The organism is Pseudaeromonas aegiceratis, from assembly GCF_046254905.1.
GTDB classification, from domain to species: Bacteria; Pseudomonadota; Gammaproteobacteria; order Enterobacterales; family Aeromonadaceae; genus Pseudaeromonas; species Pseudaeromonas aegiceratis.
Genome location: NZ_CP158016.1, coordinates 2,402,166 through 2,428,946, shown reverse-complemented (window position 1 = coordinate 2,428,946; position 26,781 = coordinate 2,402,166). Strand labels below are relative to the sequence as shown.

Annotated in this window: 26 protein-coding genes and 1 other RNA gene; 12 read left to right on the top strand and 15 right to left on the bottom strand. The window is 63.1% G+C overall.

The features are described 5' to 3' along the window. Positions 1 to 65: 65 nt before the first annotated feature. The 3 genes from ABHF91_RS11455 to zapA form a co-directional block, all read right to left on the bottom strand. A complete protein-coding gene (locus ABHF91_RS11455) occupies positions 66 to 647 on the bottom strand; it encodes a 5-formyltetrahydrofolate cyclo-ligase (RefSeq protein ID WP_409420413.1) in 582 nt (193 codons plus the stop codon). A gap of 4 nt (positions 648 to 651) precedes the next feature. Beyond that, positions 652 to 832, bottom strand: a non-coding RNA gene (gene ssrS, locus ABHF91_RS11450) — 6S RNA. Between the two features lie 20 nt (positions 833 to 852). Further along, positions 853 to 1,170 (bottom strand): cell division protein ZapA, encoded by a 318-nt coding sequence (zapA, locus tag ABHF91_RS11445; protein WP_409420412.1) that lies wholly within the window; start codon positions 1,168 to 1,170, stop codon positions 853 to 855. Positions 1,171 to 1,350: 180 nt separating this feature from the next. Here zapA and ABHF91_RS11440 point away from each other — a divergent pair, with 180 nt between their 5' ends. From ABHF91_RS11440 to ABHF91_RS11425, 4 genes are read left to right on the top strand one after another with little or no spacing between them, the layout of a single operon-like run. Then, positions 1,351 to 1,899 carry a UPF0149 family protein gene (locus tag ABHF91_RS11440; protein WP_409420411.1) on the top strand — a complete coding sequence of 183 codons (549 nt, stop codon included), beginning with the start codon at positions 1,351 to 1,353 and terminating at the stop codon, positions 1,897 to 1,899. A 19-nt stretch (positions 1,900 to 1,918) separates the two neighbouring features. Next, on the top strand, positions 1,919 to 2,647 hold the full coding sequence (locus ABHF91_RS11435) for a hypothetical protein (protein WP_409420410.1): 729 nt from the start codon (positions 1,919 to 1,921) through the stop codon (positions 2,645 to 2,647). Beyond that, entirely contained in the window at positions 2,634 to 3,830 is a 1,197-nt protein-coding gene (ubiH, locus tag ABHF91_RS11430; RefSeq protein ID WP_409420409.1) for a 2-octaprenyl-6-methoxyphenyl hydroxylase, read from the top strand. The genes ABHF91_RS11435 and ubiH overlap by 14 nt, the downstream gene beginning before the upstream one ends. After that, a complete protein-coding gene (locus tag ABHF91_RS11425; RefSeq protein ID WP_409420408.1) occupies positions 3,827 to 5,002 on the top strand; it encodes an FAD-dependent monooxygenase in 1,176 nt (391 codons plus the stop codon). The genes ubiH and ABHF91_RS11425 overlap by 4 nt, the downstream gene beginning before the upstream one ends. Before the next feature lie 10 nt (positions 5,003 to 5,012). Here the strand turns inward: ABHF91_RS11425 and ABHF91_RS11420 are convergent, their stop codons facing one another. Then, a complete protein-coding gene (locus ABHF91_RS11420; protein WP_409420407.1) occupies positions 5,013 to 7,412 on the bottom strand; it encodes a putative bifunctional diguanylate cyclase/phosphodiesterase in 2,400 nt (799 codons plus the stop codon). A 225-nt stretch (positions 7,413 to 7,637) separates the two neighbouring features. Between ABHF91_RS11420 and gcvH the strand changes: the two genes are divergently transcribed. From gcvH to ABHF91_RS11405, 3 genes are all read left to right on the top strand, one after another. After that, entirely contained in the window at positions 7,638 to 8,042 is a 405-nt protein-coding gene (gene gcvH / locus ABHF91_RS11415; protein WP_409420406.1) for a glycine cleavage system protein GcvH, read from the top strand. A 144-nt stretch (positions 8,043 to 8,186) separates the two neighbouring features. After that, the gene (locus ABHF91_RS11410; RefSeq protein ID WP_409420405.1) at positions 8,187 to 10,187 is read left to right on the top strand and encodes a putative bifunctional diguanylate cyclase/phosphodiesterase; all 2,001 of its coding nucleotides are present in this window, start codon (positions 8,187 to 8,189) and stop codon (positions 10,185 to 10,187) included. Beyond that, the gene (locus tag ABHF91_RS11405) at positions 10,184 to 11,608 is read left to right on the top strand and encodes a diguanylate cyclase domain-containing protein (protein ID WP_409420404.1); all 1,425 of its coding nucleotides are present in this window, start codon (positions 10,184 to 10,186) and stop codon (positions 11,606 to 11,608) included. Before ABHF91_RS11410 ends, ABHF91_RS11405 begins: the two co-directional genes overlap by 4 nt. Before the next feature lie 219 nt (positions 11,609 to 11,827). On the opposite strand, the gene ABHF91_RS11400 is transcribed toward ABHF91_RS11405, so the two are convergent. Next, positions 11,828 to 12,643 carry an ATP-binding protein gene (locus tag ABHF91_RS11400; protein ID WP_409423112.1) on the bottom strand — a complete coding sequence of 272 codons (816 nt, stop codon included), beginning with the start codon at positions 12,641 to 12,643 and terminating at the stop codon, positions 11,828 to 11,830. Positions 12,644 to 12,653: 10 nt separating this feature from the next. Further along, a complete protein-coding gene (locus tag ABHF91_RS11395; protein ID WP_409420403.1) occupies positions 12,654 to 13,334 on the bottom strand; it encodes a DnaT-like ssDNA-binding domain-containing protein in 681 nt (226 codons plus the stop codon). Positions 13,335 to 13,576: 242 nt separating this feature from the next. Between ABHF91_RS11395 and ABHF91_RS11390 the strand changes: the two genes are divergently transcribed. The 4 genes from ABHF91_RS11390 to ABHF91_RS11375 all read left to right on the top strand — a co-directional run bounded on the left by ABHF91_RS11390 (position 13,577) and on the right by ABHF91_RS11375 (position 17,842). Continuing rightward, positions 13,577 to 14,992, top strand: a complete 1,416-nt coding sequence (locus ABHF91_RS11390) for an SLC13 family permease (protein WP_409420402.1) — start codon at positions 13,577 to 13,579, stop codon at positions 14,990 to 14,992. Next, positions 14,989 to 16,308: a sensor histidine kinase gene (locus tag ABHF91_RS11385; protein ID WP_409420401.1), complete on the top strand. Its 1,320-nt coding sequence runs from the start codon at positions 14,989 to 14,991 to the stop codon at positions 16,306 to 16,308. The genes ABHF91_RS11390 and ABHF91_RS11385 overlap by 4 nt, the downstream gene beginning before the upstream one ends. Then, a complete protein-coding gene (locus ABHF91_RS11380) occupies positions 16,301 to 16,774 on the top strand; it encodes a response regulator (protein ID WP_409420400.1) in 474 nt (157 codons plus the stop codon). Before ABHF91_RS11385 ends, ABHF91_RS11380 begins: the two co-directional genes overlap by 8 nt. 108 nt (positions 16,775 to 16,882) lie before the next feature. Then, complete coding sequence (locus tag ABHF91_RS11375) at positions 16,883 to 17,842, top strand: response regulator (RefSeq protein ID WP_409420399.1); 960 nt, start codon at positions 16,883 to 16,885, stop codon at positions 17,840 to 17,842. A 32-nt stretch (positions 17,843 to 17,874) separates the two neighbouring features. Here the strand turns inward: ABHF91_RS11375 and galU are convergent, their stop codons facing one another. After that, positions 17,875 to 18,786 (bottom strand): UTP--glucose-1-phosphate uridylyltransferase GalU, encoded by a 912-nt coding sequence (galU, locus tag ABHF91_RS11370; RefSeq protein ID WP_409420398.1) that lies wholly within the window; start codon positions 18,784 to 18,786, stop codon positions 17,875 to 17,877. 123 nt (positions 18,787 to 18,909) lie between these two features. After that, the gene (locus tag ABHF91_RS11365) at positions 18,910 to 19,221 is read right to left on the bottom strand and encodes a ComEA family DNA-binding protein (protein WP_409420397.1); all 312 of its coding nucleotides are present in this window, start codon (positions 19,219 to 19,221) and stop codon (positions 18,910 to 18,912) included. Between the two features lie 211 nt (positions 19,222 to 19,432). Between ABHF91_RS11365 and cysQ the strand changes: the two genes are divergently transcribed. Continuing rightward, positions 19,433 to 20,200, top strand: a complete 768-nt coding sequence (gene cysQ / locus ABHF91_RS11360) for a 3'(2'),5'-bisphosphate nucleotidase CysQ (RefSeq protein ID WP_409420396.1) — start codon at positions 19,433 to 19,435, stop codon at positions 20,198 to 20,200. Here cysQ and ABHF91_RS11355 read toward each other — a convergent pair whose 3' ends face one another. From ABHF91_RS11355 to trpD, 7 genes are all read right to left on the bottom strand, one after another. Further along, positions 20,201 to 21,148 carry a lactate/malate family dehydrogenase gene (locus ABHF91_RS11355; protein WP_409420395.1) on the bottom strand — a complete coding sequence of 316 codons (948 nt, stop codon included), beginning with the start codon at positions 21,146 to 21,148 and terminating at the stop codon, positions 20,201 to 20,203. Between the two features lie 177 nt (positions 21,149 to 21,325). Then, positions 21,326 to 21,622, bottom strand: a complete 297-nt coding sequence (locus tag ABHF91_RS11350) for a YciI family protein (RefSeq protein WP_409420394.1) — start codon at positions 21,620 to 21,622, stop codon at positions 21,326 to 21,328. A 62-nt stretch (positions 21,623 to 21,684) separates the two neighbouring features. Next, complete coding sequence (locus ABHF91_RS11345) at positions 21,685 to 22,221, bottom strand: septation protein A (protein WP_409420393.1); 537 nt, start codon at positions 22,219 to 22,221, stop codon at positions 21,685 to 21,687. A 107-nt stretch (positions 22,222 to 22,328) separates the two neighbouring features. After that, positions 22,329 to 23,135, bottom strand: coding sequence for a tryptophan synthase subunit alpha (gene trpA / locus ABHF91_RS11340; RefSeq protein WP_409420392.1), 807 nt, complete (start codon positions 23,133 to 23,135; stop codon positions 22,329 to 22,331). Continuing rightward, positions 23,135 to 24,325, bottom strand: coding sequence for a tryptophan synthase subunit beta (trpB, locus tag ABHF91_RS11335; RefSeq protein ID WP_409420391.1), 1,191 nt, complete (start codon positions 24,323 to 24,325; stop codon positions 23,135 to 23,137). Before trpB ends, trpA begins: the two co-directional genes overlap by 1 nt. A 29-nt stretch (positions 24,326 to 24,354) precedes the next feature. Then, entirely contained in the window at positions 24,355 to 25,758 is a 1,404-nt protein-coding gene (gene trpCF / locus ABHF91_RS11330; RefSeq protein ID WP_409420390.1) for a bifunctional indole-3-glycerol-phosphate synthase TrpC/phosphoribosylanthranilate isomerase TrpF, read from the bottom strand. Beyond that, positions 25,755 to 26,780, bottom strand: a complete 1,026-nt coding sequence (gene trpD, locus ABHF91_RS11325; protein ID WP_409420389.1) for an anthranilate phosphoribosyltransferase — start codon at positions 26,778 to 26,780, stop codon at positions 25,755 to 25,757. The genes trpCF and trpD overlap by 4 nt, the downstream gene beginning before the upstream one ends. Position 26,781: the final 1 nt, after the last annotated feature.

Sequence of the window (26,781 nt, the reverse complement as noted above, 5' to 3'; positions counted from 1 at the left end):
TCAGATCTCGTTGGCTGGGATTATAGCTAAATCGTTTGCCTGGGGCAGGTTTGTTCGCCACCGGCTCACCATATCCAGTGATGGCCCGGCGTCAGTATCTCTGGCAGCGGCACGTCCCATGCCTCCGATGGGATCTGTTCAACCCGTTGGCAATCGTGTGCCAGGCCGATGGGGTAGGGCCCCTGTCTGTGCTGGTGCCACTGTGCCAGGGTGCGGTCGTAGAATCCCCCCCCCATTCCCAGGCGATTGCCCTGGCTGTCGAAGGCCACCAGGGGGGTGAAGATCAGCGACAGTTGCTCCAGTGGCACCACGGTACGGCTGTCCAGCCGCGGCTCGGGGATACCGAAACGGTTGTGTTGCATGGGGGTGTCGGCCTCGTAGGCCAAAAACAGCAGGTGGCCGGCATGCACCGGGTGTAGCACAGGGAGACAGACCCGCTTACCGGCTTCCCAGCACCATTGGATGCAGGCCTGGGTGCTGAGTTCTCCGTCCATGGCCAGATACAGGGCCAGGGTGTCGGCGGCCTGCACCTTCGGATGCTGAATGAACCGCGCCTTAAGCTGGGTGGCTGCTTGCTGTTGCTGATGAGGGGAGAGGGACTGGCGATGACGGCGGGCCATCTCGCGCAGGCTTTGTCTGTCTAACATGATGAGGAACCCCGGTGGTGCCGTTGCAGGTGTAGGCCCTTGAACCCTGAGGTTCAAGGCGGAAACCTGGTTCCAACCGTAGGCTTCTCGGACGGGCCGAGCCTGCTCAGTAGTCGAAAAGCGGCTTCCTTGGTGTAAAACATCGGCTCAGGGACTTTACCCGCTGACGCACACCCCAGGGCTATTTTTAAATCGGTTGCCAGTCTTAGGAACGTAACTGGCGTCCCTGCTCCAGCAGGGCGGTTTCTATGGTTTTTTGCAGCATCTTGATGCGCTCATCCATAGTCTCAGAGTATTTCTGGTTACTGGCTTTTTCAAGGCTCAGTTCATAGCAAAAATGCAACGCGGCCATGACGGCCAGTTGCTCATTGTTGCTGCCACGGGAGCGCTGGCGCATCTCGGTCAGATGCTGGTTCAGCGTGTCGGCGGCCGCAATCAGAGCATCACTCTGCCCGGATAAGCAGGAAATTTTATAGACCCGGCCAAGGATAGTGATCTCTATGGACTCGGTAGCTACGGTCATGCTTTCCTCGTTATGAGTGAAGTGGTCTGCCAGATACGGGGCGACTATATAGCGGGGATCCCCAAGTTTCAAGGGGCGGCTGGTGGGCCTGGGAGCAGGGTGTTAGGATCTTGCACGATAACGGTTTTTTTTGCTGTTTTCTTGTTCGGTTTGCGTAATTTGCCTCTGGGGACGATGAAGATGATGAATTTTGAACAGGCCGCCAGCTTGCTGGACGAGCACGAAGTCATGGCGACGCCGGCCGAGATGCACGGGGTGTTGTGTGGCCTGTTGTGTGGGGGCGTTGCGCTGGATACGGATAGCTGGCAAGGCGAGTTCAACGGCTTGGTCAACGACGGCCATGCCTTTGCGGCGCCCATTCGCCAGTGGTTGGACAGCCTGTTTCAGCAGACCCTGCAGGCCTTGCTCAGTCAGTCTGGCTTGGAGCTGCTGCTGCCGGACGACGCCTTGCCCATGGTGGTGCGGCTGGAGTCGCTGGCCGATTGGACCCAGGCCTTCCTGGCCGGGTTCGCTGTGATGCAACGGGAGCTGAGCGGCATCTCCGAGGAGTTGCAGGAGATGGTTGAGGATCTCACCAGCATCACCCAGTTGGATACCGACGGCGAGGCGGCCGACGAAGATGAGTCCTCCTACCTAGTGCTCTATGAGCATCTGAAACTGGCGGTGATGATGGCCTTTGAAGAGTGTGGTCAACGTCCCCAGGCCAATGAGGCGCCAACCCTGCACTAATTTGAGCTAGAGGATCAGGATGAAGCGGATAGGACCTCATCTGCTGATGGGGCTGTTGTGGGCCGGTTGTGTCGATGCCATGGATGTGTCCTACAAGGTCGGCTGGCTGCCGGATCCCCCTTATCTGACGGCGGAGGCGCTGGCCCCGCAGGGGGCGGATGCCCAGCGCCTGCAGGCGGTACTGCCCGGCTCGCCCCGGTTGCAGTTTGAGCAATGGCCCGTGGTTCGGCAGCGGCGCGGACTGGCCGACGGGGAGCTCGATATCGCCTTGAGCCTGACGCGGGTCGACGACGCGACGGCCTGGTTGAGTGTCCCGGTGCGTCAGGCACAGTATGTGCTGGTCATAGATCCCCTGCAGCTGGGCCGCTATCAGGAGGTCAGCCAGCTGGCCGATGCGGCTCGGCAGGGCATGGCGCTCGGCGTGCTGCAGGACAGCCGCCTGCAGCAGGAGACGGATCGGCTGTTGGGCAGTGGTATTCTGGTGCACTCGCTGCGGGATCTGGATCAGCTGATCCGCCTGTTGTGGCTCGGTCGACTGAACGGTCTCTTGCTGGATAAGGCTCTGCTTGAGCAGGAGCCCAGACTCAAACCCCTGTTGCGCCTGATTAACTTGCCGCCGATGGCGGTGAGCTGGGCCTTCGCCAAGCGGCGCTTCAGCGCCCAGCAGATGGCCCAGATCAACGCGCGTCTGCAGCAGCTTGCCAGCCAGCCGCAGCCAACACAGGAGGTGCGGGATGCCGGCTTGTGACATCGCCATCGTGGGGGGGGGCATGGTTGGTGCCACCCTGGCCCTGGCATTGGCCGATCTGCGGCGCCCCGATGGTGATCCCCTGCAGATCCTGCTGCTGGAGGCGGCATCGCCTCGCCAGGCGGCGCATCCCGGATTCGATGCCCGGGCCATCGCCCTGTCCCATGGCAGCTGCGAGCTGTATCGCCGCTGGGGACTGTGGGCGTCGCTTGCGCCCCATGCCTGTCCCATCACACAGATCCACGTCAGCGACCGAGGCCACGTTGGCCGTGTGCTCCTGACCGCCGGCGAGTATCGCCTGCCTTGGCTGGGCCAGGTGTTGGAACTGGAGGCCGCGGGCCAGGTGCTCTATCAGGCCCTGGCTCAGCGAAGCAACGTGCAGGTTGCCTGCCCGGCGCGTTTGGCCAGTGCGACGCCCACGGCCGAGGGCATGGTGCTGCAACTGATGGATGGCACCCACTGGCAGACCCAGCTGGCCTTAGGGACGGATGGCGCGGCCTCCCTGCTACGGCAGCAGCTGCGCCTGCCTTGCGAGCAGCATGATTATGGCCAGACGGCCATCATCACCACACTGCAAACCGCGACGCCGCCGGCCGGTCGGGCCTGGGAGCGCTTCACCGAGCAGGGCCCAGTGGCGCTGCTACCCCTGTCCCAATCCCGTTATTCGGTGGTGTGGTGCATGGCCCATGACCAGGCCCAGGCGCGTATGGCGTTGCCCGAGGCGGCCTTCTTGGCACAGCTGCAGGCAGTCTTCGGCTATCGAGCCGGGCGCTTCATCCGCATCGGCCAGCGTCATGCCTATCCCCTGGCCTGGCGCCAGGTGACCTGGCCGATTGGACCCCAGGCGCTGGTGCTGGGCAACGCGGCCCACCTGCTGCACCCGGTGGCCGGACAGGGCTTCAATCTGGGGATGCGAGACATTGGAGTGCTGCAGGAGGAATTGGCCCGGGCCCTGGTTGCTGGCGAGCCCCTGGGGGACTACGGGGTGTTGCGGCGTTACTGGCAACGTCGACAGGCCGATCAGCAGCAGCTGGGGTGGCTCACCGGCAGCTTGGCGCAGCTCTTTGCTAGCGATGCCGGGCCCCTGGTGGCGGGCCGCAACCTGTTGCTGGCAACCATGAACCGGTGTGAGGGTTTCAAGCTGGCGTTGGCGCGGCGGGCCCTGGGTAAGGAGGAAGCATGAGACAGGCAGAGGTCGTGATCGTCGGTGGCGGCATGGTGGGGCTAAGCCTGGCCTGTGGTCTGGCGGAGGCGGGCTTTGCCGTCGCCGTGCTGGAGGCGGGGCCGGCGCCCTTGCCCGAGGAGGGCATAGATTGTCGCGTCAGCGCCCTCTCCCGCGCCAGCGAACAGCTGCTGCAACAGTTGGGCGTCTGGTCGCGCCTTGGGCGCAAGACCGCCTATCGGCAGATGCGGGTGTGGGAGCAGGATGGCCCGGCGGCCTTGCAGCTGGATTGCGCCACCATCATGGAGCCGGATCTGGGCCATATCGTGGAGAATCATCCGTTGCGATTGGCCTTGTGGCAGCGCGCCGAGACCCTGGGGGTGTCCCTGCAGGCCGAGGTGCGGCTACAGCGGCTGCAGCGCCAAGGAGATTGTCTGATGCTGTGGCCGCTGGAGGGTGAGCCCTGGCAGACTCCCCTGGCGGTGGCGGCCGATGGCGCCGAGTCCTGGCTGCGTCAGCAGGCCAGGGTGCCCATGTTCCGCCGTGACTATGGGCACTGGGCCCTGGTGGCCAATGTGCGCACCCAGTTGCCTCACGGCGCCTGTGCCCGCCAATGTTTCACCCCCGACGGCCCCTTGGCCTTCTTGCCACTGCATGAGTCGGATCTGTGCTCCATCGTCTGGTCGTTGCCGCCCGAGCGGGCCAAGGCCCTGTGCGAGGGGGATGCGACGACCTTTTTACATCAACTGTATACCGCCTTCGATGGGCAGCTGGGGTTGTGCCAACTGGCCAGTGAACGGCGCTGTATTCCATTGCAGGCCAGGTTGGCGCGGGACTTTGTGCAGGAGCGGCTGGTGTTGGTCGGTGATGCTGCCCACACCATACATCCGCTGGCGGGGCAGGGGGTGAATCTGGGGCTGTTGGACGTGGCGGCCCTGTTGCAGACCCTGACCGACCTCAAGGCGCGGGGGCAGGACTGGGGTCTGCGCGCCTCGCTGCGCGCCTTTGAGCGACAGCGTAAATGGCAAGCTTGCCACTACCTGGCGGCGATGGCGGGGATCAAGCAGTTGTTTGCCATCCCGGGCGAGCCGGCGCGGCAGTTGCGAGGTCTGGGCATGGGCTGGTTGAGCCGCCTGCCGGGCTGGCAGGCGCCCTTGCTGCGCCAGGCGCTGGGGCTGTCTGCGCGGCAGTGAGGCGGGAGCCTCATTGAGGGTGACGATTCGCCTCGTCATCCGGCGGCATACAGGAGAGATCCCGCCGCCTGGCCAGCAGTTGCAGCTGGCTGGGCAGGTTGCACTCGCTGACCGGGTGGGCCAGAAAGTAGCCCTGCACCCCATCGGCGGCCAGTTGGCGCAGCAGTTCCAGCTGCAGGCTGGACTCGACGCCCTCGGCGATGACCTGTTTTCCCATGGCATGGAGCATGTCGATGACGGACTGCACCAGCTGACGGTCCAGCTGGCTCTCGGTCATCTTCAGGACGAAGGAGCGGTCCAGCTTGATTCTGTTCACCGGTAACTTGCTGAGGTAGGCCAAAGACGAGTAGCCGGTACCAAAATCATCGATGGCCAACTGGTAGCCGGCCTGCTGCAGGCGCAGCATCTGTTCGCAGGCCTGGTGATAGTCCGGGATGATGACGCCCTCGGTCAGCTCCAGCACGATACGGCCGGGAATGATGTGATAGCTCTGGCTTAAATGGGTCAGTACGTCCAGCAGCTGGGGGTCAAACAGTTGGTGGGGACTGAGGTTGATGGCCATCTGCAAGCCACTGTGACCGGCGCGGTCCAGCTGTTGCAGCTGACTGAAGGCCTGCTCCATCACCCAGTGCCCCAGGCGGACTATCTGGCTGGAGGCCTCCAGCACGGGGATAAACTCCAGCGGGGCAATGCAGCCCTCCAGCGGGTGGCGCCAGCGCACCAGTGCCTCCAGACCCATGACTTGGCCCCCGGGCAGCTGTACCCAGGGTTGGTAATTGAGGTACAGCTGCCCATCCCGTAGTGCGGCATCCAACTGTGTTTCGATGAAGAAGCGGCGACTGCTCTGTTCCAGCAGACCGGCACTGAACAGCTCATAGCGTTGCCGCCCCAGCCGCTTGGCCTCATGCATGGCCAGATCCGCCCGTCGCAGCAGTTCACTGGCGGTGTGCTCGCCATCCTGGGCGAAGGCCACGCCGGCGCTGGCTCCGATCTGCAAGGCTTGTTGACCTATCAGCATGGGTTCGTGCAGTTGCGCCAGCAGCTTCTCCAGGATCGGATGAATGTCATCCACCTGTTTGAGGTGACACAGCAAGAGGGCAAACTCATCGCTGGTCAGGCGCGCCACCAGATCGGTTTCCCGTACCTGTTGCTGCAGCCGGCGGGCCAGGGTCTTGAGCAACTCATCGCCGGCCTCATGCCCCAGGCTGTCATTGATGTCCTTGAACTGGTCCAGGTCGATCAGCACCAGGGCCAGTCGATCCGGCTGCCGCCGCAGGGCGGTGAGCTGGCGGTTGAATTCGAATAAAAAACAGCCGCGATTGAGCAGACCTGTGAGGGGATCATAGAGCTGGTGGGCCTTGAGTTCGGCATGCTGGGCGTTGACCGCACTGTCCAGTGCCTCCAATCGCCCGGCCAGGGAGAGGGCCGCCTGATGCAGGCGGTCAATCTCATCCTCCAGCGTGCCGGCGGGCTGGCCCAGCCTGGCCTTGAGCCCCGGATAGCCGGTCTCGGGCAGCTCCGGCAACTGGTTGGCCAGTTGCCGCAGGCGGCGCAGTGGATAGTCGGCCAGCAGGTAGATGAGCCCCAGGCCCAGCAGCAGTCCCAGGGCCAACCAGATGCGAAAATGGCGCAGCCGCACCGCCTGCTCCTGCAGCAGGCTCCCCATGGGCAGGGTTAGCAGCAGGGGGGGCAGTTGTGCCGTCTCGGCCTGGTAACTCAGATACAGGGGGGTACCGTCCAGCCGCTGCTGACGGGAGTGACCCGGTACCGGCAAGGGCTCATGGGCCAGTTCGGCCAGCCAGGCATCCGGCAGCCTGGCACCCGGCTCGGTGAGCCAACCAGGGATGGGCTGGCCCGCTTCATCCAGGGTGGAAAAGCGGATGCCCAGCTGCTGGCTCAGTTGCTGCAGCAGGGGGCCCACGGGTTGGACCAGCAGCCAGGCATCGCCCTTGGCCGCCTGCGGTGGCGTGGTAACCCGCTGCAACAGCAGGCAGCGGCGGGGACAGTGCAGTTGCCAGCCATTGCCGTCGGCCTGCGGCTGGGTCAAGAAGGTGCGGCTGCGGTCATCGGTGGGAAAGGGCATCGCCTCCGGAAGCCGGTTGGCTTGCTGCGGGTAAAGCTGCAAATGGGTCTGTGTCTGGCGTAGGAGGTGCCAGCCAGGCTGGGGTGGCTGTGCCTGCTGGGCCAACCACGTCAGCAGGCTGTGCCGGTTATGTTGCGCCTGTTGCCCCAGTGCCTGCTCCAATTGACGGACCATCCCCTGGGCCGTTTGCTCCATGCGCCGGTTGTTGCTTTGACTCACCTCGTAGCGGGCCAGGGCATCCAGCGCCAGCCAGAGCAACCCCAATACGATGAGAAGCAGTAATAACAGCTGATTACGTAGGCTGATAAAGCGTCGCCTGCCGCGCATAGAGGCTCCTGGAGATGAAAGTCGCACCGTCGGAGGACCCGTTGTCCCCGTGCTTTCCCATTAAACATAGAGCAGCCTGGGCTTCCTGGCTGCTGGACAGTGCCAGGCCACAGTCTGTGGGCTTGTTCACAGCCTGACACCTTGGCGGCGGTGGCGGGATCGGCGGGCCGTTTTTTGTGTCTACACTGCTCAAAACGGCCGGCGGATCTTGGACCAGGAGTCAGCATGAACAGCCAGTTTCCCAGCGAACTTCGCTATACCGCCTCTCACGAGTGGATCCGGGTCGAGGAGGATCACCAGGTGGTGGTGGGGATCACCGCCTTCGCCCAGTCGGCGCTGGGGGACATGATCTTCGTCGAGCTGCCACGCCCGGGCATTACCGTCGCGGTGGGGGACGATTGTGCCGTGGTGGAGTCGGTGAAGGCGGCGGCGGATATTTTTGCGCCGGTCGGCGGCCTGGTGGTGGCCATCAACGAGGAGCTGGAGGCCAACCCCGAACTCATCAACGAAGATCCCTATGGCAATGGCTGGTTGTTCCGTCTGCAGTTGCAGGATCCTGCCGAGCTGGATGCCTTGATGGGGGCTGAGGCCTACCATACCCTGCTACAGCGCAACGAGGCGCCCATCTGAGGCGAGCTTGGGCCAAATCGGGCCAAAGCATGAGACCATCGCTGTTTTTACGCTTGCTCGCTTAATCTTTCACCTTCTGTGAGTATCATGATTCCCTGTCAGTTATAACAGAGGCCGCAGGATGGCCAGGGAAGGAATGCCTCCATGATGCAGTTGCAAAACCCACTATGGCTAAGCAGTGCCAAGGATCCGTTGGCGTGGCGTCATGGCTGGTGGCCGGCCATGTTCGTCGCGCTGTTTTACCTGGTGGTGGCCATGGTGTGGTTGCACTGGGGACAAGGCCAGCTGGCCAGTTTACCCCTGTCGCCCACCTGGATGGCGGTGGCCCCCATCCTGGTGATGGGGCTTTCCTTACTTCTCCTGTGTCTCGCCTATTTTTCCAGCCAGCACAAGCGGGTGCTGGCCCTGCTGGCCAGTCAGGGTCATTTCAAGGAGATGGCCGAGCGGATCCATGAGGTGTTTGCGGTCTTCGATGTACGACAGGGCCGTTTTAGTTATGTGGCACCCGGCTATAGCGAGCTGTGGGGACGACCGGTCGACGAGTTGCTGGGCTCGCCCCTCTCCTGGTTGCGCTGGGTCTCTCCGGGTGAACGCCGGGTGCTGTTGGACAACCTGCGCCATCTCAGCCCGGATCGGGAGCAAACCGCGGAATTTTCACTCCAGGGGCAGGGCGATGATGTGCTGCGCTGGATCCGGGTGCAGCTGTACCCCGTCTGTCCCCGGCCGGGATGCGGCTGCAATGAGCTGGCCCGTATCGTGGTGCTGGCCGAAGACATCACCCGCAGCAAGCAGCAGGAGCAGGCCTTGCTGCACCAGATCCGTCATGACCCCCTCACCGGCCTGCCCAACCGCCGCTTTCTGCATGAGCGGCTGGTGGATCTGTTGACCGAATCGCCCGATGCCCCCTTTGCCTTGCTGTTTGTCGATCTGGATCGCTTCAAGAACATCAACGATACCGCCGGTCACGTGGTGGGGGATGATCTACTGCGCCAGTTGGCCATGCGCATGCGCTACACCTTGCCGCCGGCCTGTTTCATCGCCCGCATGGGGGGAGATGAGTTTGCCGTGATCGTACCCACCGGCTGGCAGGCCGACACCGTGGCCAACCAGCTGATGGAGAGCATGCGCAGCCCCTTCATGCTCAGTCGTGAGCTGGTCCACATCACCCTGAGTATCGGTCTGGTGCACTATCCCAAGGATGCCATGGATGCGGACGAGCTGCTGGCTCATGCCGACATGGCCATGTATGCCGCCAAGCGTCAGGGACGGGATAGGCTGCAGATCTATACCCCCATGTTGAGTGAGCAGACCCTGGCCAAGGTGCGCCTGGCCAAGGAGCTGCGCCTGGCGGTGCAGCAGGCGCAACTCACCGTATTTTACCAGCCGGTTTACGCCCTGCGGACCGGGCGCTTGTCCGGCGCTGAGGCCTTGCTGCGTTGGCGTAATCAGGCGGGGGAGTGGATCTCGCCGGCCGATTTTATCCCCTTGCTGGAGGAGTCCGGCCAGATAGTGGCGGTGACCGACTGGCTGCTGGGGCGCGCCCTGTCCCACCTGCGAACCTGGCGGCAGAGCTGGCCGGACTTCCGCCTGGCGGTCAACATCTCGGCCATCAGCATGCAGGATCGGCATCTGGTGCAGAGTGTGGAGCTGGCGCTGCAGCGCTATCGGCTGGAGGGGCAGGCGCTGGAGCTGGAGGTGACGGAAACCGCCTTCATCCGGGATCCGGACAAGGCGGGCCTGGTCTGCGACGAGCTCAAGCGCCTGTCGGTGGATCTGGCGGTGGACGACTTTGGCACCGGCTACTCCAGTCTCATCTATCTCAAGCGCTTTGCTCCGGACCGGGTCAAGATCGATCGCAGCTTCGTGGTCGGCATGGTGAACAGTCAGGGGGATCAGGCATTGGTGCGCGCCATCATAGAGCTGGTTCACAGCCTGAACATGACGGTGGTGGCGGAAGGGGTGGAGACCCAGGAGCAGTTGCAACTGCTGCGGGAGATGGGCTGTGACTATGTGCAGGGCTACTATTGTGGCCATCCCCAACCCCTGGAAGCCTGGGGGAGTGTGGTGCCCAATCTCTTTACCCACAGACCCCTGGCCGATAGCTGGCAGGGCTTGGGGCAACTGACACCCGAGGTCAGCCTATGATGCATCGCCGTCTGCCCCTGGTGCTGGGGGTGGTGAGTGTCTTGTTGCTGGCGATGGTGCACCGGGAGGCGGTGCGTCTGCTGGAGGCGGGGCGGGAGAGCAGCCTGCGGGAGCAGATCTCCTTGCAGCTGGCGTCCATTCGGGCGCGGTTGGAGCTGGCCATCAATGATGCGGTCAATCTCACCCAGGGGTTTGACATCGCCTTGTCCATGAATCATTCCCTGTCGGCCGAGGAGTTCACCCGGATCGCCCGCTATCTGGTGAAGGATCACCAGGGCATTCTCAACATCGGGCTGGCACCGGATAACGTGGTGCGTCAGGTGTACCCCGTGAGCGGCAATGAGTCCGTGTTGGGCTTCGACTATATGGCCCATTCCGATCAGCGGCAGAGCGTGCTGGAGGCCATTCGTACCCGGACCGTGACGGTGGCGGGGCCGCTGGAACTGGTGCAGGGCGGGTTGGGCATCATCAGCCGGCGTCCCCTCTATCTGGATGAGGGGGGCAAGCCGCGCTACTGGGGATTGGTGAGCATAGTGCTGGACTACGGTTGGTTGCTGGAGCGGGCGGGGCTGGCTCATCCCAAGCCGGGGCTGGTGCTGGCCATCCGCGGCCGAGATGGCCAGGGGGCCAGGGGGGCCGTGTTTTTTGGTCCATCGACCGCCTTTGCCCGGCAGCCCATACTGCAGAAGGTGGAGCTGCCTAGCGGCAGCTGGCAACTGGCGGCCCATCCCGCCGAGGGTTGGCAGCTGGCGGCGCGCCTCAACCCTTGGTGGGTAGGCTGTGGTTACCTGTTGTGCCTGCTGATGGGGCTGATGATCTATCTGGCGTTGGAGAACTACCGCAAGGTGGCAACCCTGGCCCGCCACGACACCCTCACCGGGCTACCCAATCGCCGCCTGCTGTTTGAGCGCTTCCAGCAGGCCCTGCTGACCAACCGACGCTATGCCCAACAGGGCGCCATCTTGCTGCTGGATCTGGACAACTTCAAACCCATCAACGATCGACTGGGACACAACGTGGGGGATCTGGTGCTCAAGAGCGTGGCCGAGCGGATGGTGACGACGTTGCGGCGTAGCGATACCGTATCGCGCATGGGGGGCGACGAATTTCTGATCCTGTTGCCCAGCTGCTTGTCCATGGAGCGGGGCAAGGCGGTGGCCCAGAAGCTCATCGACTGCATCAGCGTGCCCATGGTCTACGAGGGGGAGACCCTCTACCTGGGGGCCAGCATCGGCTTGTGCCTGTTTCCCCAGGGGGATCTCAGCCCCAAACTCATCAATCAGTGCGCCGATGTGGCCATGTATCAGGCCAAATCCCAGGGGGGCAATCGGGTGGTGGTGGCGGATCCCTCGACCATCGACTGGGTGGCCAGCCGCAATGGGACCCAGGCTTCTGACCTTGCCTCAATTAAGCTCGAGTAATTGCACCATTTTAGAGCTTCCTTGATCTTGGCCCCATGGACTGCGATAAAAAAGTGCACCGACCACCTGTAAAACGTTTGCGTGTCGCGTCCGATATGCTACTGTTTGGATCCTTCAATGAGGGCATGTCTCTTCTTGAACCCGCGATATCCTATCGCGATTCCGTAGCACCTTTTTGACCCGGATCTTTGATCCGGGTTTTTCTTTGGGGTGGTCTGGTCAGCCGGGATAGTTGCCCACATGAGGGCGACGGCTGGGGCCGGCGAGCTGGATGTCCACCGGGTTGAAGGCCTTGATGGCTTCGAAGCAGAAGTCCCCCACCGCCTGATGCAGGGAGCCGGGATTGTGGTTGGTGATCAGGATGACACTCTTGGAGAGGTTGCGGCGCCGGCGCAGCAGATGACCCAGGAAGCTGCTTTGGCTCTCCGCCAGCTTGGCCCGGTTGGCACAGAGCTCATCGATGATCAGCAGATCCACCTCTTCCAAGGCGCGGCGGTAGTGATTGCGCTCCTCCTGAGCGTCCAGTACCCCAAAAAACAGCCGGTCGACGATGGAGGCCCACTGTTGGAAGATCACCGACTTCTGGTGCTGTTCTATCAGTTCATGGGCGATGGCGCCGGCCAGGGTGGATTTGCCGGTGCCGTAATGGCCGAAGATGAGCACGCAGCTGCCGCCCTGCTGGGCCCAGTGTTCGAACCCCCGGATGAAGTATTGGGCGGTCTGGATGGCGTGGGCCAGGGCCGGATCCTCCTGATCCATGCGGGCAAAGCGCCATTCCGGGTTGAGATCCGCCTGGGCGATCAAGCGTTCGATGCGCAGCTGACGGCTCTGCTGCTGCAGCTGGCGCACATCGGCATTGGCCTGGGTCTCGTATTGCTGGCGCAGCTGCTCATAGTCATAGCTCTGGTACTGGCCCGAGTGCTGCAGGTGCCGGATGCGCTGCAGCAGACTGTCCATCTGGCGTTTTAGCTGGGGATCCGGGGACTTGCCCAGATCCACCCCCTGACCCTGTTCGCTCCACGGCTTGTCATCCATCTGGCGTTTGTCACTCATCTGGCGTTCCTTTGTCTTGCAGTTGTTTAGCCTGGGCCATCATCTCCAGGGCCCGGGTGCTGGGACCTTGGCGTTCATCCACCTTCACCCGCTGGTAGCCCTGGGTGTCCCGCTGGGCCTCGCCTGCGGGGCGCCGTGGATAGCGGCGGGCCTTGAGGGCCTTGATAAATTTCAGTTGCCACTGATGCTGGTTGGCAAACTGCTCCGGGCGGCCCAGCCAGTAGGCGATAAACTCACCCAATTCCTCTTCGGCATACTGGCTGTCCAGCAGACCGCACAGCCGGGCCAGGTTGGTGAACTGGGCATCCGGCCGCCAGTCGGCATGCATGGCAAAGGCCGCCTGGGGCAAGGGGAGGGCGTTCTCGCCGGGCAACAGGGGCAGCTGAATGGGGCACAGGTGATAGTGCTCGCCCTGCCAGGAGGGCGGCAGGGTCACCAGACCGGCCTGGATCAGCTCATCAAACAGCTCGGTGAGCTGGCGCGCTGTGACTTGGTAGGCAAAGCCCCCGGGGACACTGGGATCTTCCACCGCCAGTGCCCGGCCCAATTCGGGGTAATTCACCTGAAAGTCTGCCTGGCGCAGGCAGGCCGGACGCAGCAGCAGCCAGTACAGGGTACGGGCCGGATGGCTGAGTTTGGGCTGGCTTAGCAGGGCATATTCGGCTGGTGTCATGGCATCGGTGGCTGGAAGAAACAACCGGCGCATTATGTCGCAAACCGGCGAGGCTGCCCACCGTTTCTCTGTGGCCGGCGCCCCGTGCCGGCCACACCCCATGATCCCCTTCACGGAAAAGGTTCGCCAAATGAACCACCCTTGATGGGAGTTGACTCAGAACCTGTTGAATTAAAGCTACTTGCGTGTGTTTGCTGTCGTCACCGTGGCTGGAAAACCCACCTAGTCCCAGGAGCCCAGCGATGAAGAGCACCCTGAAATATTGGTTACCCCTGATCTGCCCTCTGCTTGTCCTGCTGTTGCCCGCCGGTGCCCTGCCCATTCCCCATCTGACCCTGCTGGAGCAGCGGGTGATCGCCATCTTCCTGCTGGCGGCCCTGTGCTGGGTGTTGGAGCCCATTCCCATCTATGCCACCTCCGTGCTCATCATAGTGCTGGAGCTGCTGCTGCTCTCCGACGGCGGCTTCAAGCCGTTGACCAGCGGCTATCCCGCGGGGCAGCTGGGCCAGCTGATGAGCTACAAGCAGATCATGGCGACCTTTGCCTCGCCCATCATAATGCTGTTTTTGGGGGGCTTCTTCCTGGCCATGGCGGCCAGCAAGTACCGGTTGGACATGAACCTGGCGCGGGTCTTGTTGCGCCCCTTCGGTAGCAAGCCGCGCAACCTGCTGCTGGGGCTGATGGGCATCACGGCGCTGTTCTCCATGTTTATGAGCAATACCGCCACCACCGCCATGATGCTTGCCATTCTGGCGCCTGTGCTGGGGGTGTTTGCTCCCCAGGATCCGGGGCGGGTGGCCTTCACCCTGGCCATCCCGCTGGCGGCCAACATCGGCGGGATTGGCACCCCGATCGGCACGCCACCCAATGCCATCGCCTTGCGTTATCTCACCGGGGAAAACGCCATCGGCTTCGCCGAGTGGATGGCCTTCGGCGTGCCCTTCGTGCTGGTGCTGATGGCGGTGGCCTGGGGGCTGTTGTGCTGGCTGTTTCCGCCGCAGCAACAGGCCATCAAGCTGGATATCCGCGGCAAGTTTCTCCAGACCCCCAAGGCCTGGCTGGTGTATGCCACCTTCGTGCTGACCGTCGGTCTTTGGTTGTTCGGTGAGCCGCTGGGGATGAACTCCTATGTGGTTGGCCTGGTGCCGGTGGCCATCTTCACCGTCACCCGGGTCGTCACCAAGGAGGATCTCAAGACCCTCTCCTGGGATGTGCTCTGGCTGGTTTCCGGCGGGATTGCCCTGGGCCTGGCCATGGAGAGTACTGGCCTGGCCAAACACATGGTAGACGCCATCCCGTTTGCCGATTTTTCGCCCCTGCTGCTGCTGTTGCTGGCCAGCCTGCTGAGCCTGCTGATGGCCAATTTCATGTCCCATACCGCCACTGCCAACCTGCTGTTGCCCCTGGCGGCGGCGCTGGGGAGCACCTTGCCGGGCCTGGCGGAGGTCGGCGGCGTGGTGGCGCTGCTGCTGGCGGTCACCTTCGCCTCAAGCCTGGGGATGTCGCTGCCCATCAGCACGCCGCCCAACGCCCTGGCCCATGCTACCGGCAATGTGGCAACCCGGCAGATGGCCAAGATTGGCGTGCTGTGTGGCCTGCTGGGGCTGTTGTTGTGTTACCTGATGTTGCTGACCATGGGCCTGACCGGTTATCTATGAATCTGACTGAGCTGCAGCTGTGTTATTTCCATGCCCCGGAGCGTCAGCGTGTGCTGGCGCCGGGGGAGATCCTGTTGGAGCAGGGGGCGCCGAACCGTCGCCTCTATCTCCTGCTGGCGGGGCAGGTGCGAGGGCGCTACCTGGATGACGCGGAAGGGGAGTGGGTGGACATATTGCAGGTCGCGGCCGGCCGCTTCATGGGGGTGCACAGCTTCTTTTCCCGCAGCTTCGTCAGCTATTGTCGTTTGGAAGCCGTGGAGCCATGCCGGGTGGCCTGGCTCGAGGCCGAGGCGCTCAATGTGGTTGAGCCGGGCGGCCTGTCCCTCACCGAGCAATTTATGCCGGTGATCATGGAGGAGTTCAAGCAGCGGCAGTTGACCCTCAACCAGGCGTATCTACAGCAGATGCGTACCGAGCGGCAGCTGATGCAGGCGGAGAAGATGAGCACCCTGGGCCAGCTGGCGGCGGGGGTGGCCCATGAGTTGAACAATGCCATCGCCGTGATCGATCGCAGCAGTCGCTCCCTGAGCGAGTTTGTGGCACGGCGGCTGCGCCAGGATCATGCCAGCGAGTATCACTTCTTCTGCCAGGGCATGGCGGCAGGGCAGCTGCTCTCCAGCAGCCAGGTCAGACAGGCCGGTCAGCTACTGGAGCAGGCCTTTGGGCTGCCGGCCGCCCAGGCGCGGCAATTTGCCCGCATGTTGGCCGGTGAAGTGCCGACGGCGGCGCAGCTGCCGGCCCTGGCGAAGGGGGCCGACTACTGGGAAGTGGGGCGTGATTGCCATGACATGGCGCTGGCGGTGAAGCATGTGGCCAACATAGTCCGCTCCGTCCGGCAGTTGGGTGGGGCTGAGGGTGAACGCCGTCTCGACGTCCAACTGCTGGAGACCATAGAGCAGGCCTTGACCTTGCTGCAGAGCCCGTTGCGCCGGATCAATCTGCAACTGGCGCTGCAGCCCTTGCCACCGCTGTCGGCCAATGAGACGGAGTGGGTGCAGATCTGGGTTAACCTCATCAAAAACGGCTGTGATGCTCTGGCTCAGACGCAGGCACCCACCATCTGGATCCGCAGTGGTCAGGATGAGGCGTCGCTCTGGGTGGTGATCGGCAACAATGGCCCGCCGATCCCCGAGGGGCTGCTGCTGCGGATCTTCGAGCCGCATTTTACCACCAAGCGCCAGGGCAGGCGGTTTGGCCTGGGGTTGGGACTGGCTATCGTCAAGGGGCTGGTCGAAAGTTATGGGGGCAAGCTGGCCGTGACCAGCCAACCTGCCGGCACCGAATTCACCATAAGGATACCCAAACATCATGGATAAGCTCTATATCATCTGTGTCGACGATCAGCGGGAAGTCCTGGGTGCCGTGATGAAAGATCTGGCCCCACTAGGGCAGGATTTTCTGCTAGAAGAGTGTGAATCTGCAGAGGAGTGTGAAGACCTGCTGGAGGAGTTGGACAGTATTGGGGCTCATGTGGCGCTAGTTATCTCGGATCACATCATGCCTGGACGCAGCGGTGTCGAGCTGTTGACCCAATTGGCCGGGGATCGACGCTTTGTGGCGACGCGCAAGGTGTTGCTTACCGGTCAGGCGACCCACAGAGATACCATAGAAGCGGTGAACGCCGCCCGCATCGACCATTACTTTGAAAAGCCATGGGATCCATATGAACTGCTCACCGTCAGCCGTCGCCTGCTGACCGAGTACGTGCTGGCCCAGCGGTTGGACTATGAATCCTATGCCGCCGCCCTGGATCAGGCCACCCTCTACCGGGAGCTGCATTAATTTATGTAAGGGCGGGGTTTTATCCTGTTGTTCCCGCCAGGGCTTGGCTAACCTGATGGTAAAGGTATTCATTCTCTCAGGTGGTCTGGCGCGGTGGCACAGCAGCAGTTGAAAATACTGGTTATTGAAGATGAACCAGTTTTCCGCACTACCCTGGTAGCCCAGCTGCGCCAGGGCGGTAATCTGGTGTACGAAGCGGCCAACGGCGTGGAGGGCTTGGCTGCCGTCGCCATGTATCAGCCGGATCTGGTGCTGTGCGATCTGCAGATGCCCATGATGGATGGCCATCAGGTCATCGCCTGTATCAACCGCCGTTATCCCCACATTCCCATCATGGTGGTCTCCGGCCAGGACAACATGCAGGATGTCAGCCGCGCCCTGCGTGGCGGCGCCTGTGACTACGTCATCAAACCCATTCGCAACTGGAGTGAGTTTCATCGGGTGCTGCAGGAGTCGCTGGCGGGCGAGGAGGAGGCGGCTGCCCGGCGTGAGCTGGATCGGCATCTGCAATTCTTTGCCCAGGATGACATGGCCGCCAGCCATCTGCTGACCGCCATGTCGCCACCGCGCCAGCAGAGTCTGGGCGCCTGGCAGGCCAGTTATGACAGCGACAGTCCCTTGCTCATTCCGGAATTTTTCTTGATCGGCGAGCGCTTGCTGCTGGTGGTCAGTGAACTGTCGGTGCTGGATGCCGACGCCACCTTCATGGGCGCCATGATGAAGTGTCTGCTCAGTGGCCCCTATCGCCAGTTCCAGCAGGGAGAGAGTCAGCTGTTGGGCGCACCCGGTCGGGTGCTGGAATACCTGAACTGGCACCTGTGCGAGTCGGGTCTGCAGGGCACCCTCAATGCCGCCGTCCTGCTGTTTAACGTCAAGGAACAATCTCTGCTCTATGCCAATGCCGGGCTGGGCTCTCCCCATTGGCTGCAGCAGGCCGAGGGGCTGCCGTTGGGGCTGGTCAAACAGAGCGACTACAGCACCCATCAGCGGGGCTGGAGGTTACCCTGGGAGATGGCGATCAAGGGGGACGGTGGCGCTACGCTCACCATTCGTTTGCGGTGGGAGTAGACCACCGGCCGGAGCCGGTGGTCCAGAGGGGCTCATAGGCTGGCGGCCAGTTCCTTGATGAAGCGACGGAAGTCGTCCTTGATCGCGTTGTGGCGCAGGCCGTATTCCACGTTGGCCATCATGTAACCCAGCTTGCTGCCGCAATCGTGGCTCCGGCCCTTCATGAAGTAGGCGTTCACCTGCTCTTGCTGCATCAGCATGGCGATGGCATCGGTGAGCTGGATTTCGTCGCCGGCGCCCGGCAGGGTTTTTTCCAGCAGGGGCCAGATGTTGGCGGAGAGCACGTAGCGCCCCACCACCGCCAGGTTGGAGGGTGATTCATCCACAGACGGCTTTTCTACTATGGCCGTCATGGCCGCGCTGTGGCCTTCGGTCAAGGCTTCGCCGTTGATGTTGGCGATGCCGTACTGATCGACCTCTTCATGGGGCACCTCTTCCACCATGATCTGGCTGATGCCGTCCTCGGCAAACAGGCGCACCATGTCCGCCAGGTTGTCCTCTTTGAGATCGCAGCTGGCCTCGTCGATGAGGACGTCCGGCAGCAGCACCACGAAGGGGGCGTCGCCCACCAGGGGGTGGGCACAGCGGATGGCATGGCCCAAGCCCTTGGCCTCGCCCTGGCGGATGTGCATTATGGTCACATCCTTGGGGCAGATATTTTGTACTTCCGCCAACAGCTGCCGTTTGACCCGCTTCTCCAGGGTGGCTTCCAGCTCGAAGCTCTTGTCGAAGTGGTTCTCGATGGAGTTCTTACTGGAGTGGGTCACCAGCACTATCTCCTTGATGCCGGCGGCAATGGCCTCACGCACCACATACTCGATGAGCGGACGGTCGACGACCGGCAGCATTTCCTTGGGGATGGCTTTGGTGGCGGGCAGCATGCGCGTGCCCAGGCCCGCAACCGGGATGATGGCCTTGCGAATGAGGGCGTTCCCTTTCTTCATCTTGATTAATTCCTATAGGGGTAGAGGCAAGAATGTGAAGTGGCGCGCACCATCTTAGCGAAGTCGTCAGTCGAGGCCAATGAAATTCAGGGGCCTGGGTGTCCACAGGCCCCTGTCTGCTCATCATTCCAGCGTCAATTCACCGCTGTGGCTTTGCACGAACTCTGGGCTGATCCCCTTGATCTCCGCCAACTGGTCCACCGTGGTGAAGGGGCCATGTTCGGAGCGGTAGGCGATGATGGCCTCCGCCCGCTTGGGGCCTATGCCCTTGATGCTCATCAGCTGCGCCTCGTCGGCCTGGTTGATGTTGATCTTCAGGGCGGCGGTCTCCATGTTTTGCGCTGCTGCCGTGGTTTGTTCGGCGGCCAGGGCCATATTGGCCTGGAACAGGCTGCCGGCCAGCAGCAGGGCGGTCAACAGATTTCCTTTTTTCATCGTTTGCTCCATGTGGTTGAGTTACCAGGAAAACGTAGATGTTGGTGGCGGGCCTGGGACTGTGGGCAATGACAGCTATACATTCGGTAGCGCTTGCGGCAGCCCATCGGCGGGGCGAGCCAGGAAATTGTTTATAACTCATTGATTATTGGTCTAAGGCTCGGCGCGGCTTGGCGGTTAAGATGGCAAGATGGAGAAGGAGTGAAACCGTATGCAATTAAATAAGGCATTGATTGAATCCGTGATCCGGCTGGCAGAAGAGGCCGGCCGCGCCATTTTGGCGGTCTACGATGGCCCGATAGATGTGACAGTCAAACAGGATGACTCGCCCTTGACCCAGGCCGATCGGGCGGCCCACCGGGTGATCGTCGAGGCCCTCGCCCAGCTGACCCCCGAGCTGCCGGTGTTGTCTGAGGAGTCGGATGAGGCGCAAAAAGCCGCCCGGCTGGCTTGGTCTCGCTACTGGCTGGTGGATCCGCTGGATGGCACCAAGGAGTTTATCCGCCGCAATGGTGAGTTCACCGTCAACATCGCCCTCATTGAGCAGGGGCTGACGACCTTCGGGGTCGTGCATCTGCCGGTGCAGCATCTGAGCTACTGGGGGGGGCAGGCCTATGGCGCCTTCAAGCGGTCCCATGCCGGCGAGATGCCGATCCGGGTGCAAGCCCCGCTGCCGGGTGAGGCGCTCAGGGTCATAGGTAGCCGGTCGCATCTCTCCGTCGAGACCCAGGCGTATCTGGCTGGCATCGGCGAACACACGCTGATTGCCGCCGGCAGCTCCCTCAAGTTCTGCCGGGTGGCGGAAGGCGAGGCCCACCTGTATCCGCGTCTGGGGCCCACCTGCGAGTGGGACACGGCCGCCGCCCAGGCGGTGCTGGAGGGGGCCGGTGGCGAGGTGGTGACCCTGGAGGGGGCGCCGCTGCGTTACAGCAAGGCCGAGCTGCTCAACCCCTGGTTTATCGCCCGGCCCAAGGGCTGATCAGGCCAGATGCTGCTGTTTTCTTACCTGCTCGGTCAAGGCCTTGAGGTGGCGGGCCGAGCCATGTAATTGGGCCAGCTCGTGGCTGGTGAGGGGATAGGGTAACCGCTTGGCGATGCCATGGCGGTTGACCAGGCAGGGCACGCTCAGCACACAGTCCTCGATGCCAAACTGACCCTCCAGGTAGGCGCCCACCGGCAGGATGGAGCCTTCGTCAAACAAGATGGCCTGGACGATTCGATACACGCTGGCGGCGATGCCGTGGTTGGTGTTGCCCTTGCGGTTGAAGATCTCAAAGCCCGCCTGCTTGACCTGTTGCAGCAGCGCCTTGCGCGCCAATCTCGGCTTGTCCACCATGTCGCAATAATCATCGAATGTCAGGCCCCCTATGCTGCACAGGCTCCAGGGAATGAAGCTGGTGGCGCCGTGCTCCCCCAGCACGTAGCCCTGCACGTTCTTGGGATCCAGCCCCACGTGATCCGCCACTATCTTCATGAAGCGGGCCGTGTCCAGCAGGCAGCCGGCGCTGATCACCCGCCCCGCCGTGTAGCGGGTGTTGGCGATGATGAAGCGGCTCACCAGATCCACCGGATTGGTGGCCAGCACCAGGATGGCCTCGGGGGCGACCCGTTCCAGCTCCCGGGCGATCTGCAGGGTGATTTCCACGTTGATCTGTGCCAGCTCATCCCGCTGCTGCCCCTGCTTGATCTGGGCCCCGGCGGTGATGATGACGATGCCGGCGTCCTGACAGTCGGCGTAGCCGCCGGCCACCATTTTGACGTTACGGGTGAAGTTCAGCGAGGTGGTGTGGCCAAAGTCCAGTATCTCCCCCAGGGCCTTCTCCTGATTCAGATCCACCAGAACCAGGGTGTCACAGGCGCCGTTATCCAGCAGAAACTGACACACGCTCACCCCGACGGCTCCGGCGCCGATCACGGCAACTTTCATGTGGTAATCCTTATGGATGATGTCACGATTTCGCCTAGCTATAGACGATAAACAAGGCAATAAACAGGCCAACGTTAAAATCAGTGGCATAAATGCCTGACATATGACCGCAGGATAGACAAAGTGCAGCCTGTCTTGCCTCAGGATGAGGCTGGCTGCACTTGCCTGGGGCAGGGGTTAAAACACTTGCTTGTAGGGTTTGACCGTCACCTGGGCATAGACACCGGCGGCCACGTAAGGGTCGGCATCGGCCCAGGTCTGGGCCTGCGCCAACGAGTCGAACTCGGCGATGACGGTGCTGCCGGTAAAGCCGGCCTCACCGGCATCGCCGGCGTCGATGGCGGGGTTGGGGCCGGCGGTGAGCAGGCGGCCTTCGTCTCGCAGGGCCTGCAGACGGGCCAGGTGGGCCGGACGGGCTGCCTTACGCAGCGGCAGGCTGTTGGGATTGTCTTGGGAATAGATGAGATACCACATATGCACTCCTTGGCGGCAATCGGTCGTAAAACGAAGGGGCGCTTGCGGCGCCCCTTGTCGGGTTATTCCTTCTCTTCCGGCAGGTGCCGGTAGAGGTAGAAGACGGTGAGCAGGGTGAACACCAGGGTCATGCCCAAGAGGCCGAACACCTTGAAGTTGACCCAGACATCCTGGGGCAGGTGGAAGGCGATGTAGGTGTTGAGGGCCGCGCACAGGGCGAAGAAACCGGCCCAGGCCAGGTTGACCCGCCGCCAGATCGCATCCGGCAGCTGCAACTCCTTGCCCAGCATCTGCTTGATCAGCGGTTTGTTGAAGCCCCATTGGCTGATGAGCAGGGCGCCGGCAAACAGCAGGTTGATGACGGTGACCTTCCACTTGATGAAGGCATCATCATGAAACAGCAGGGTGAAACCGCCGAACACCAGGATCAGCACCAGGGTCACCCAGTGCATCTTCTCCAGCTTGCCGTGGCGAAACCAGATAAACGCCATCTGCAGCAGGGTGACCACCATGAGGGCGGCGGTGGCCACATAGATGTCATAGAGCTTGTAGAGGGCGAAGAACACCAGCAGGGGAATAAATTCGAACAGCTGTTTCATGCTCAATCTCGATGGAGGAACTGGCGGTCAGTCTAACGGCAGTGGCGGGGGAAGACAAAAGAAAAAGCCCGCCTACGGAGGGCGGGCTCGGGGGGCGCCAGGGCCGTTTAGCGGGCGGTGGCGGCCTTCATGCTGGCGACAAAGCCTTGCAGCTCCGCCAGCAAGGTGGCGGGGTTAGCCAGGTTGCGCTCGATGATCTTCACCACGGCGGAGCCGGAGATGGCACCGGCGGCACCGGCGGCGATGGCCTCCTTCACCTGGGCCGGCTCGCTGATGCCAAAGCCCAGCAGGGCGGGGGGCGCGGCATGGCGCTTGAGGCTCTCCAGCAAGGGCCCCACCGGCTTGCCGGCGCGGGTCTCGGCGCCGGTGACCCCGGCGCGGCTCAGCAGGTAGGTGTAGCCGCTACCCAGCTCGGACACCTTCTGCAAGGTGGCCTCGTCGGCGTTGGGGGGGGCGATGAAGATGGCGGCCACACCGGCGCGGTCGGCGGCCTGCTTGTAGGGCTCGCACATCTCCACCGGCACGTCCGCCACCAGCACGGAATCTACCCCGGCGGCGGCGGCCCGCTCATAGAAGCCATCGATGCCCTTGGCATACACCAGGTTGGCGTACAGCAGCAGGCCCATGGGCAGCTCCGGGTACTTGGCGCGCACCTTGGCTAGGATGTCGAAGCAGGTATCCGGCGTGGTGCCCGCCTGCAGGGCCCGGGTGGTGGCGTCCTGGATGGTGGGGCCATCGGCTACCGGGTCGGAGAAGGGGATGCCCAGCTCCAGGGCATCGGCACCGCCGGCCACCAGGGCGTCGATGATCTGCAAGGAGAACTCAGGGGTGGGATCCCCCAGGGTCACGAAGGGCACGAAGGCCCCCTCGTTGCGTTGGGCCAGTTTGGCAAACAGGGCTTCATAACGGCTCATTACAGGGCTCCTTGCTTTTCCAGAATGTCGGCGACGGTGAAGATGTCCTTGTCCCCCCGGCCGGAGAGATTGACGATCAGCACCTGCTCCAGCTCGGGATTCTCCCGTGCCATCTTCAGGCCGTGGGCCAGGGCGTGGGAGGACTCCAGCGCGGGAATGATCCCCTCGTGACGGGCCAGCTCCTGGAAGGCATCCAGCGCCTCCTGGTCGGTGATGGAGACATACTCGGCCCGGCCGGTGGCGGCCAGGTGGGCGTGCTGCGGGCCCACGGAGGGGAAGTCCAGACCGGCGGAGATGGAGTAGGACTCCTCGATCTGACCATGCTGGTCCTGCATCAGGTAGGAGTGGGCGCCAAAGAACACGCCCTTGGTGCCGTGGCCCAGAGGGGCGCCGTGCTCGCCGGTCTCGATGCCGTGACCACCGGGCTCGACGCCGATGAGGCGGACCTCGGGCTTGTCGATGAAGTCGGCAAACAGGCCGATGGCGTTGGAGCCACCGCCCACGCAGGCGATCACCGCATCCGGCAGGCGGTGTTCCACCTGGTCGAGCTGCTCACGGGCCTCTTCGCCGATCATGCGCTGGAATTCCCGCACTATGGTGGGGAAGGGGTGGGGGCCGGCGGCGGTGCCCAGCATGTAGTGGGTGTCTTCGTAGTTGGCGGTCCAATCCCGCAGCGCCTCGTTACAGGCGTCCTTGAGGGTGGAAGCGCCGGCGTGCACCGCCACCACCTCGGCGCCCATCAGGCGCATGCGGAACACGTTGGGCTTCTGCCGCTCCATGTCCACCGCACCCATGTAGATCCGGCAGGGCAGATCCATCAGGGCGCAGGCCAGGGCGGTAGCCACCCCGTGCTGCCCGGCGCCGGTCTCGGCGATGATGCGGGTCTTGCCCATGCGCTTGGCCAGCAGGGCCTGGCCCAGAACCTGGTTGGTCTTGTGGGCGCCACCGTGCAGCAGATCCTCACGCTTGAGATACAAGCGGGTCTTGGTGCCACGGGTCAGGTTGCGGCACAGGGTCAAGGGGGTGGGGCGACCAGCGTATTCGGTTAGCAGGCTGCGGAATTCGGCGTGGAAGGCCGGATCATCCTGGGCCTCGATGAAGGCCTTTTCCAGCTGCAACAGCGCCGGCACCAGGATCTGCGGCACGTACATGCCGCCAAATTCACCAAAAAACGGATTAAGCAGTGTCATGATCATTCCTTTTCAATAGGTGCCCAGGATCAGTAGGCACGCAGCGCGGCGAAGGCCCGCTGCAGCTTGTCGGCATCCTTGAGACCGGGCGCCGATTCTACACCGGAATTAAAATCCAGTCCCTGACAGCCCAGGGCGGCGGCCTGGGCGGCGTTCTCCGGGGTGAGGCCGCCGGCCAGCATCAGCTGGCTCTTGTCCAGGTTATCCAGCAGTTGCCAGTCAAACGCCTGGCCGGTGCCGCCACACTGGCCGGCCACCTTGCTGTCCAGCAGCAGGCGATCCGCCAGCGGACTCAAGGTCTGGTATTGCTCATGAGGGAAGTGATCGCTCACCGCCAGGGCCTTCCAGATCTGACAACCGTCGGGCAGCAAGGGCCGCAGGGCCTGCAGGTAGTCGGCGTCCTCCTGACCGTGCAGTTGCACGGCAGCCAGATTCAACTCGCGGGCGGTGTCGGCCACCGCCTGCACAGAGGCATTCTGGAACACCCCGACGTACTGCAGCGGCGCGCCGGCCATCACCAGCCGGGCCTGCTCTGTGGTCACATACCGAGGGCTCTTTGGCACTAAGATGAGGCCGCCGAACAGGGCGCCGGCCTGGCAGGCGGCGGCGGCATCCTGGGGCCGGGTCAGGCCGCAGACCTTGTTCTGCCCCAGGATCAGGGCGCGGCAGGCGGCGGCCACGTCCGGCTGGCTCATCAGGGACGAGCCCACCAGGAAGCCGTTGGCGTAGTGGCTCAATGCTTTGACCTGATGGTGGTGGTAGATGCCGGACTCGCAGATGACGATGCGATCGGACGGCAGTTGGGGCGCCAGCTGGCGGGTGCGGTCCAGATTGATGGTGAGATCCCGCAGGTTACGGTTGTTGATCCCCACCACCTTGGCCTCCAGGGCGATGGCGCGGCCCAGCTCCTCCTCGTTGCTCACCTCGGTGAGCACCCCCATGTTGAGGCCGTGGGCCACGGCGGCCAGCTGGCGGTAGGCCTCGTCGGTCAGCACCGAGAGCATCAGCAGCACGGCGTCGGCCTGATAGTGCCGGGCCAGCTGGATTTGGTAGGGGTCGACGACGAAGTCCTTGCACAACACCGGCACCTGCACCTGGGCCCGCACCTGGGGCAGAAAGTCGAAGTTGCCCTGAAAGTACTTCTCATCGGTGAGTACCGAGATGGCCGAGGCATAGTCGCCGTAGACCCGGGCGATGGCCGCCGGATCGAACTCCTCACGGATGAGCCCCTTGGAGGGGGAGGCCTTCTTGCATTCGAGGATAAACACGGTCCTGGACTGGCTCAGGGCACCGTAGAAGCTGCGATCGCTGGGGGTCAGGCTGGCCTCGAAGCTGGCCAGCGGCTGGCTGGCCTTGCGGGCGGCCACCCATTCGAGCTTGTCGGCCACTATCTTGCCCAGCACCGTCTGGTTGATGGAGTCGTAGTTGATCATGCTGCGGTCTCGCTGTGGGTCAGGGCGGCCAGCTCAGCGACCTTGGCCAGGGCCATGCCGCTCTTCAGGGTGGCGATGGCCAGCTCGGCGCCTTGCGTCAGGGTGTCGACCTTGCCGGCCATCTGCAGCAACGGCGCCAGGTTGATGGCGATGGCGGCATTTTGGCCATCGCTGCCGCGGCCAGAGAGGATGGTTTCGCTGATCTGGCGATTCTCTTCGGGCTCGCCGCCACGGATGGTGTCCAGGCTGAAGGTGTTGAGGCCGAAGTCCGCCGGGGTCAGCACGCCTTCGCGGATCTGTTCACCCTCGATGCGGGCATAGCGGGTCTGGCCGTGGATGGCGATCTCGTCCAGGCCGTCGCCGTACACCACCATGCCACGGGTCAGCCCCAGCTGCTGCAGGGTCTGGGCTATGGGGGTGACCAGTTCCGGGCGGTAGACCCCCATCAACTGGTAGCTGGGGCGGGCCGGGTTGATGAGGGGGCCCAGCACGTTGAAGATGGTGCGGGTCTTCAGGGCCTGACGCACCGGCACCGCGTAGCGCATGGCGCTGTGATAGTGGGGGGCGAAGATGAAGCAGACGTTCACCTCGTCCAGGCAGCGGCGGGCCAGCTCCGGGCTCACATCCAGCTTGATGCCCAGTTTGTCCAGCAGATCCGAAGAGCCGGTCTTGGAGGAGACGCTGCGGTTGCCGTGCTTGGCCACCTTGAGACCACAGCTGGCGCCCACCAGGGCCGCCAGGGTGGAGACGTTGATGGTGTGCTGGCCGTCACCGCCGGTGCCGACGATGTCGCAGAAGTCGTAATCGGGCCGCGGGAAGGGGCGGGCCGCGGCGATCAGGGCACTGGCGGCCCCGGCGATCTCCGCCGGGCACTCGCCCTTTATCTTGAGGGCGGTGAGCAGGGAGGCGAGCACCAGGGGATCCATCTGGCCCGCCAGCAGCTGTTCAAACAGAAAGCGGCTCTCGTCGCGGCTTAAGTCCTGGCCGCGGTACAGGGTGTCGAGTAAGGCATGGGTATCCATG